Here is a 7749-nt window from a genome sequence, read left to right as displayed (position 1 = left end):
GAGACTTTAGTCTTGGCGGTGTTTGATATGGCTACAATATTCAAAATACTACCGTGTAATCGCAAGGTTGAAACCTCGCTTACAATGATTGGGACAAGTTTTCTTTCACCCCCTCGTAGCTGAGACTTCAGTCTTAGCGGTGTTTGATACGGATACAATGTCAAAAATAATACCTTTATTTGCATATTTAAATGGGTGGAATGAATTCCACCCTACTGAAAAAATTTTTAATAAATATATGCCACATTAACCTCTTTCCCCTATGTAGTAGCTGAGACTTTAGTCTTGGCGGTCTTCGATATGTATATTTAATTTGACCTTTTCAAATGAACTTTACCTACAAGAATTTTAAAGTTACATTAACAACAATTTAAATCTACTATCATTTTCATAATAAAATTTATAACTAGAATAATGATAATTTTGAGGATCACATACCAATCCTCGTTTAACAGGATTATTATGTATATAATGAAAAATCTCATTTAATTGAATTTCATTTCTTATAATTTTGTCATAAAATCCTCTTTGAAATTTTGAATGACAATTTTTATTGATAATTTCATTATAATATCTTGTGAAATTTCCTTTTAACATCTTCATAAAATCTGATATTGATTGTTCTCCTAATGATTGAATAATTAAATGAATATGATCTGGCATAATAACAAACGCCTTTATATTAATAGAATATTTGATTTTATAATATGTAAGTAAATTAATAAATAATTGACATGCCAATTCATCATTAAAAATAGGTTCTCTATCCTTTGTTACAGTGGTAATAAAATAAACATTATTCTTCTCATCATAATGTTGTAAATGCACTTAAATTGCTCCCTTCAAAATTATATTCTTAATCTAAGTACTTTCCACTTAAAACATATTTATAACAAAATTTAAATTTCTAATATATAATATCGTTTTGCAATGTTAAAACCTCGCCTACAATGATTCGTCCAAGTTTTCTTTTGCCCCTTCGTAGCTGAGACTTTAGTCTTAGCGGTCTTTAATATGGCTACAAAATTAAAAATAACACCGTGTAATAGCAAGGTTAAAACCTCACCTACAGAGTTTGGGACAACTTCTCTTTTCCTCCTTCGTAGCTTAGATTTCAATCTTGGCGGTCTTCGATATGGCTACAGCATTAAAAATAACACCATGTAATTGCAAGGTTAAAACCTCACCTACAGAGTTTGGGACAAGTTTTCTTTTACCCCTACGTAGCTGAGACTTCAGTCTTGGCGGTCTTCGATATGGCTAAAACATTAAAAATAACAACGTGTAACAGCAAGGTTAAAACCTCGCCTACAAAAATTGGGACAAGTTCTCCTTTTTCCCTCGTAGCTGAGACTTTAGTCTTGGCGGTCTTTGATATGGATACAAAATTCAAAATAATACCGTGTAATTACAAGGTTGAAACCTCGCCTACTTTGCCAATTGACAGTTGACAATGGACATTTGACAGTTATTTATAATATTATTCATTTCATTCATAATATTTTTATTAGCACATTTAAATTGGTGGAATGAATTCCACCCTACAGAAAAATATTTAAATAAATATATGGCACATTAATCTCTTTCCCCTCAGTAGCTGAGACTTCAGTCTTGGCGGTCTTCGATATGGCTAAAACATAAAAATAACAACGTGTAACAGCAAGGTTAAAACCTCGCCTACAAAGATTGGGACAATTTTTCTTTTACCCCTTTGTAGTAGCTGAGACTTCAGTCTTGGCGATCTTTAATATGGGTACAAAATTCAAAATATCATCATGTAATAGCAAGGTTAAAACCTCGCCTACAGAGTTTGGGACAAATTTTCTTTTACCCCTTTGTAGCTGAGACTTTAGTCTTGGCGATCTTTAATATGGGTACAAAATTCAAAATATCATCATGTAATAGCAAGGTTAAAACCTCGCCTACAAGAATTGGAACAAACTTTCTTTTACCCTTCGTAGCTGAGACTTTAGTCTTGGTGGTGTTTGATATGGCTGAAATATTTAAAGATTATATAAAAAAGAGATTAACTTTCTATTTTTAAGTTAATCTCTTTTTTCTTATTTTTTATACTTCACTATTACTTTTAGGTTTTTCTTCATCACTAGGTACTTGTGGTTTTGACGATTTATCAATAACTATTTTGAAATTTTCTATTTTTGCAGGTTTTTTATTCATTGTTAAATTTGCAACTTTTACATTTTTATCAACAGTTATCGATGCGTTAGGCACATCTAAATTTTTGCCTATAAAGTTAAAAATAGTCATATTATTTATATCTCCAATTATCTTCATAGTATCAAATTCTAAATTTTGTATAACAATTCCATCTTTCATATTTATTATACAGTCAGAACTAATTTTTAAGCCACCGAAATCAATATCTCTATCTATTTTCATTTCTTTAGTCAAGTTAATCTCTTTTCTATTTTTAGGAAAATAATCCCTTATATTTAGTTCTTTACTATCTAAAGCCTCTTTCATTATTTCATCATCACTAGGCATATATGTAACAATTATATTAAAACTTACACTGGCATTGCCTGATGAAATTGTAACTTGTGTTTGTCCACCTGCTATTGGCTTTATTGTTACATTTTCTTTAACTATATTAGCCTCACATATACCTGTATTTTTGAAAATAGCTTTTCCAAATTCTACATTATTAATATTATCACCATATTGATCCATAGCAGTTGCCTTTAATGTTGTATTTTTCCCTATTTTTAATTCAGTTCCTTCTCCTATTTCTTTTCCATTTAAAAATAACTTCATTGTCTCTTTTTGTGCTATTGATTGTTTATTACTAACTTTTAAAGTTGCATATCCAGTTTTTCTATTATTAGCAGTCGCTGTTATAGTTATTGTTGCATCAGTACCTTTTTTAACTGTTACTATGCCTGTTGTTTCATCTATTTCTGCCTTTTCCTTTGAAACATTAACACTCCATTTTATTGATGGTTTTGGATTTATTTCTATACCATCTGAATTTTTAACTGTTGCTGAAAAGTTAAACTCTACCTCTCCCTCTCTTGTTGAATATAACTTATTAAGGTCTTCTTTACAACTTATAGTAATTCCATTTGGAATTTTACTTTTATCTTGTACAGTTACTGGTATTTCAATAGATTTTTTTCCTGCTTTCAATGTAATTTTATCTAAACCTTCATTATTTGCTGTAACTTTAAATTTATATACTCCATCTTTCCCATCTCCAATTTGTTCTAATTTTATTTTATTACCTTCACTAATAGTTGATGTTATCTTCTCACATATATTTTTTTTATACTGATCCCTCAAAGTTACTGTAAACTCTTTTGATTCTCCTTTATTTATTGTTAATAATAGCGGTGACGGAATAATTTCAGAGACCGTTCTTTCTTGTTTTACTATAACATTTATACTTGCAGTAATTTCTTCAGTAGCATTACTGTAAGTTACTTCAATTTTTCCATCTTTTATCAATTCAGCTACTGGGATGTTTATCTTTAAGGCAACACCATAAGCTTCTTCCTTACCCACTTCCTTATAAGAGTTTCCTTCTTTTTTATAATAAATAATATCAGCTTTATTTATGCCAGTAGCCTTAAAATTATTAAAATCAAACTTATCAATTTTCATTTCTGAATTTAAATTATCTTTAAGCACTATAGGTACTATAACCTCTTCACCTTGTATTACATCTATCTCATTTTTTAATTCTATTGAATTAAGTTTTCTTGCTGTAAGTGTTATTTTTTTTGAAACTCCAAATTTAGAATTTTCAACTACAATATTATATTTACCTTCTTTTCTAACTTCAAATTCTATACTTGATTTATTTTTATTATTATTAAATTTACAATTAACAAACTCGCTTAAATCTTTACCTTTATCATCAGTTATTTTAATTTTAATATCGTCTTCTTTAACATCTACATTTTCTTTATTTATATTTAAAAAATTTATTTCGCTTTCTATTTTTTGCCCAATTTCAACTTCATTATTGTTTGATAAATTTTTCATTTCTATAGTTTTAATTTCAGGATTTATTTTAATTGTAAAGTTATCAGATTCTAATTGTAATTTATCATAGCGTAATTCACACTTATAAGTTTCTGGTGCCTTAGCTATGGCATCAATAAATACTTTGTCCCTATTATTTCCGGTTCCTTGAGTTGCATAAAATTTTATATCATCAGTATTGCTAAACTTAACTCTTGATGCTATAACTCTTGAGCCAGTATTACCTTCTAGTATACCTATCCTACATCTTTGATTGCTATACATTTTATCTTCATTTAATTTATCTATATTAAACTTTAAATCTCTAACATCTATATGATTAATTTTGTTTGTATACTTTACGTTAGCTTTATTTTCTATTTCACCAACTATATCTATTAGCCCAATATCTTTAACTTCAAAAACAAGTCCATCTGGTCTTTCATGAACTTTATCTTTAGAATTGCTTGCCTCGCAAATGTCTATAACATTACTTGCACTTTTATTTGTCCATTTTATTTTAGCCAAATCACTTGTAAGTGTATTTCCATACTGATCTTTTACATCAGCAGTAAGTTTAATCTTATCACCTATAATTAATTGTTCATTTAAGCTTTTTTCAACAACTGTCTCTTTATCATCATTTTTTTCAAATTTATAAAGTTTTAAGTTTTCTATTTTTGTTTGTTTACTTGGCTCTCCTTCACGAACAGTAAATTTTACAACTTCTGATATTGGTTTATCCTCATTGAAAAATTGTATTTTTACTTCTTTTCCACTTTGTAATGGATTAACTATTCTAAAATCATTACCACTTTGTACTATATCCACTAATTTGCCATCAATTTTTAATTTTACTTCTTTATTTTCATGTTTATTTAAATAAAGCTTATCTCCATATTGATCAATTGTCTCAGTCTTTATTGTTCTATCTCCAACTGTAAGCACTTGATTTAATACATATAACTTTTCAACTACCTTAGGTTTTAGTTTAGCAATTAAATCACAATTACTAAAATCTCCCCATTCAGCTTCAATTTTATATTTTTTAGCATCTTCTAATTCGCCATTATTATTTATTTTAAATTCAGCACTCTGATTTCTATAACTATTGTTTATATAAGTAGCTATAAACTTTTTATTAGTACCTTGTTCTATTAGAGTTATTTCTTTATCCATAAGATCCAACTCACTTGTATCTTTTACTCCATAAAACTTAACCACATCTTTGATACATTCTGACTTAGTTGGTCTTATGGGTACTACTTTTTTTATTGAATTTTTTATTAAAGCAATGTTGCCAGCTCTATCTTTAGCTTGAACTGAAATAACATTATACCCATCACTTAGTTCAACTTCATATTCATTATTTCCACATGCTCTAGCATTATACTCACCATTTTTAACAACAATATCACATGGTTCATTTACATCTACACTAATTTTTAATATATTATCATAAGTTCTTCCTGGAATCTTAGACATTTTTATTGTAGGTGTTGTTGTATCACAAACTATCCTCTTAGTAATCTTAGTTTCGTCACCTTTTGCATTAGTTCCAATTATAACAATATCATTATTTCCCTCACTAAGTTTTAAAGTATATTCATTTTTTTTATCTTTATAATATTTAACACCATTATTTGATAACACTAATGATGTTGCATCATTTTTTGGTGCTGTAACTTTCATTTTAAGTTCATTTACCTTTAATATATCTGGTATTTCACTAACTGATAACATTGGCCCTTTACCTTCATGTATTATTTTAAACCAACAACCAGTTAAATCTCCATTTTTATATCTCACTTCATAGTTTATTCTCTTGTTCCAATTTTCTCTTGGTTCTTCATTCATTTTTAAAATTACATCTATTTTATTATCAGCTAAAACAACTTTGTTTGGTGTGACTTTTATTTTCTTTCCACCATCAACTTGTTTTGTAACATAAAAATCATCTAATTTTGCTTTATCTATAGGATTTGTTAGCGTTACAATGACTTCTCCATTTATAGCCTTAACTTCCTTTAATCTTGGAGTCTTATCTTTTTCTTCCTTTGGAAGTCCTATAAATTTTAAATCTCCTGAAACTTCATCTGCTGAATTTCCATTTAATCCGTATCCAATCTGAACAATTTCATTTGCTAATCTTGGCATTAAATAATTTTCTTGTGCCACTGTTATTGAGTTTCCTAAAAGTATTACTGGATTTCCCTCTCGTCCAGCCAATGAGCCAACTGCTAAAGCATCAACAAGTTCACTTTGATTTTTACTTCCATCTTTAGCTAAATACACTTTACTTAAATACTCATCTGGATAAAATCTTTCTAATACAGTTGCATTAGTAGCTCCTCTATTAACTCCACCAAGCCTAGTTGCACTTATAGACCTAACTAAACTTTCAGATACCACGCCTGAGCCACCTATAACATATTTTTCTGATGCTTTTTCTACTATATCACGTCCTGATATAATGCTCTCACCATCACTTAATATTATCGCCATATTATCTCTTGCAGCCGGTGCTGCTACTGAAAGTGCATCTGCAAGTCCTGTAATTCCATTAACAATAGCAACCTTATCTACATAATCCAAATTTCTTGCAACTTCTGAAGCTGTTTCGTATCTATTAACTCCGGATATTCTTTTTACACTTATACCCATATTTTCTAATTGCATAACAACATTGTTAGATACGACACCTTCTCCACCAACAATAACAACTTCATAAACGCCTAAATTTGAAATAGTGTTTTTTGTTTCATTTGGAATAACATCTTTTTGCGTTAATAAAATAGGTGCATCTTTATATCTAGCATATGGAGTTGCTGCAAGTGCATCTACTATTGCCTCACCATTTACTAAAACAATTGTGCTAGTTCCATATTTCCAACCACTTTCTGCAACCTTTGCTGCAGTTGAATATCTATTTTCTCCACCTACTACCCTATTAACATCAGCAAATGCTGAACAACTTAACGTGCTTAGAGTAGCACCTATAACCAAAGCGCATATGCCCTTTGAGAATCTCCTCATAAAATTCTTCCCCCTTAAAATATTTATTAATAATAAAAATTTTATTTTTTATATTTTTCTTAATATTACATTAAATTACTTATATGTATTACATTATTATATTCGTAACTTTATCCTATTATATAATATCTTAAATAGCTTAAATTTCCAAATCACATACTAAATTTTATAAATATATTTTTAATCCAAAATTAATCCTATGATACTTCTTTATGGATTAAAAACTTAGATAGCGATTTCTTTTTCACTTGTTTATATCCTTACTAGATTTTATTTCTTAATGTTGAAAATACCAATGAACAAGAGGGACAGACATCTCATGAGTTAATTACCTTTTCATAATTTACTTTCCCTTTTGAATAAGATATTTAGCTTAACAATCAAAGTCAGTCCCAATATAGCATTACTTAGTTTTGTTGGTTCAATTTTTAAAAATATCAATCATAAAAAGGAAGTTTATCTTCCGTAGCTGCTGGGACTGGCTTTAATGAACTTACTATTGGATATGCACATTTATTCCAGATTATTCTTAATGTATATCTAACATATTGAGTTGACTGTCCCTCTTGTTATGGCTAAAAACCTTAGATAGCAATTTAATTATTTAATGTATTCACTTTCTCTTTCGTTATAGCTAAAAAACTTAAATAGCAAATTAATATGTTTACTTTTTACTTGTTTGTATCCTTGCTAGATTCTATTTTTAATCTTGAAAATACCAATGAACAA

Annotated in this window: 5 protein-coding genes; 3 read left to right on the top strand and 2 right to left on the bottom strand. The window is 28.7% G+C overall.

Going from position 1 to position 7749, the window contains the following annotated elements; genetic code table 11:
* Nucleotides 1–354 precede the first annotated feature (354 nt).
* The gene (locus BN346_RS01175) at nt 355–828 is read right to left on the bottom strand and encodes an REP-associated tyrosine transposase (protein WP_034438486.1); all 474 of its coding nucleotides are present in this window, start codon (nt 826–828) and stop codon (nt 355–357) included.
* A gap of 186 nt (nt 829–1014) precedes the next feature.
* Here BN346_RS01175 and BN346_RS21435 point away from each other — a divergent pair, with 186 nt between their 5' ends.
* From BN346_RS21435 to BN346_RS21430, 3 genes are all read left to right on the top strand, one after another.
* A complete protein-coding gene (locus BN346_RS21435) occupies nt 1015–1167 on the top strand; it encodes a hypothetical protein (RefSeq protein WP_158644429.1) in 153 nt (50 codons plus the stop codon).
* 89 nt (nt 1168–1256) lie between these two features.
* Nucleotides 1257–1451, top strand: a complete 195-nt coding sequence (locus tag BN346_RS01170) for a hypothetical protein (RefSeq protein ID WP_034438482.1) — start codon at nt 1257–1259, stop codon at nt 1449–1451.
* Between the two features lie 419 nt (nt 1452–1870).
* Complete coding sequence (locus tag BN346_RS21430) at nt 1871–2044, top strand: hypothetical protein (RefSeq protein WP_158644428.1); 174 nt, start codon at nt 1871–1873, stop codon at nt 2042–2044.
* Nucleotides 2045–2067: 23 nt separating this feature from the next.
* On the opposite strand, the gene BN346_RS20315 is transcribed toward BN346_RS21430, so the two are convergent.
* Nucleotides 2068–7020, bottom strand: coding sequence for a cell wall-binding repeat-containing protein (locus BN346_RS20315; RefSeq protein ID WP_051539840.1), 4953 nt, complete (start codon nt 7018–7020; stop codon nt 2068–2070).
* Nucleotides 7021–7749: the final 729 nt, after the last annotated feature.

This window comes from Clostridium ihumii AP5, assembly GCF_000612845.1.
Lineage (GTDB): Bacteria > Bacillota > Clostridia > Clostridiales > Clostridiaceae > Clostridium_J > Clostridium_J ihumii.
Note: the sequence above shows the minus strand (reverse complement) of the source record. Positions and strands in the feature narration are given on the sequence as shown.

Coding starts and splice junctions, on each gene's coding strand:
- BN346_RS21435 (WP_158644429.1), top strand. CDS start 1,015: ATGGCTACAAAATTAAAAATAACACCGTGTAATAGCAAGGTTAAAACC.
- BN346_RS01170 (WP_034438482.1), top strand. CDS start 1,257: ATGGCTAAAACATTAAAAATAACAACGTGTAACAGCAAGGTTAAAACC.
- BN346_RS21430 (WP_158644428.1), top strand. CDS start 1,871: ATGGGTACAAAATTCAAAATATCATCATGTAATAGCAAGGTTAAAACC.
- BN346_RS20315 (WP_051539840.1), bottom strand. CDS start 7,020: ATGAGGAGATTCTCAAAGGGCATATGCGCTTTGGTTATAGGTGCTACT.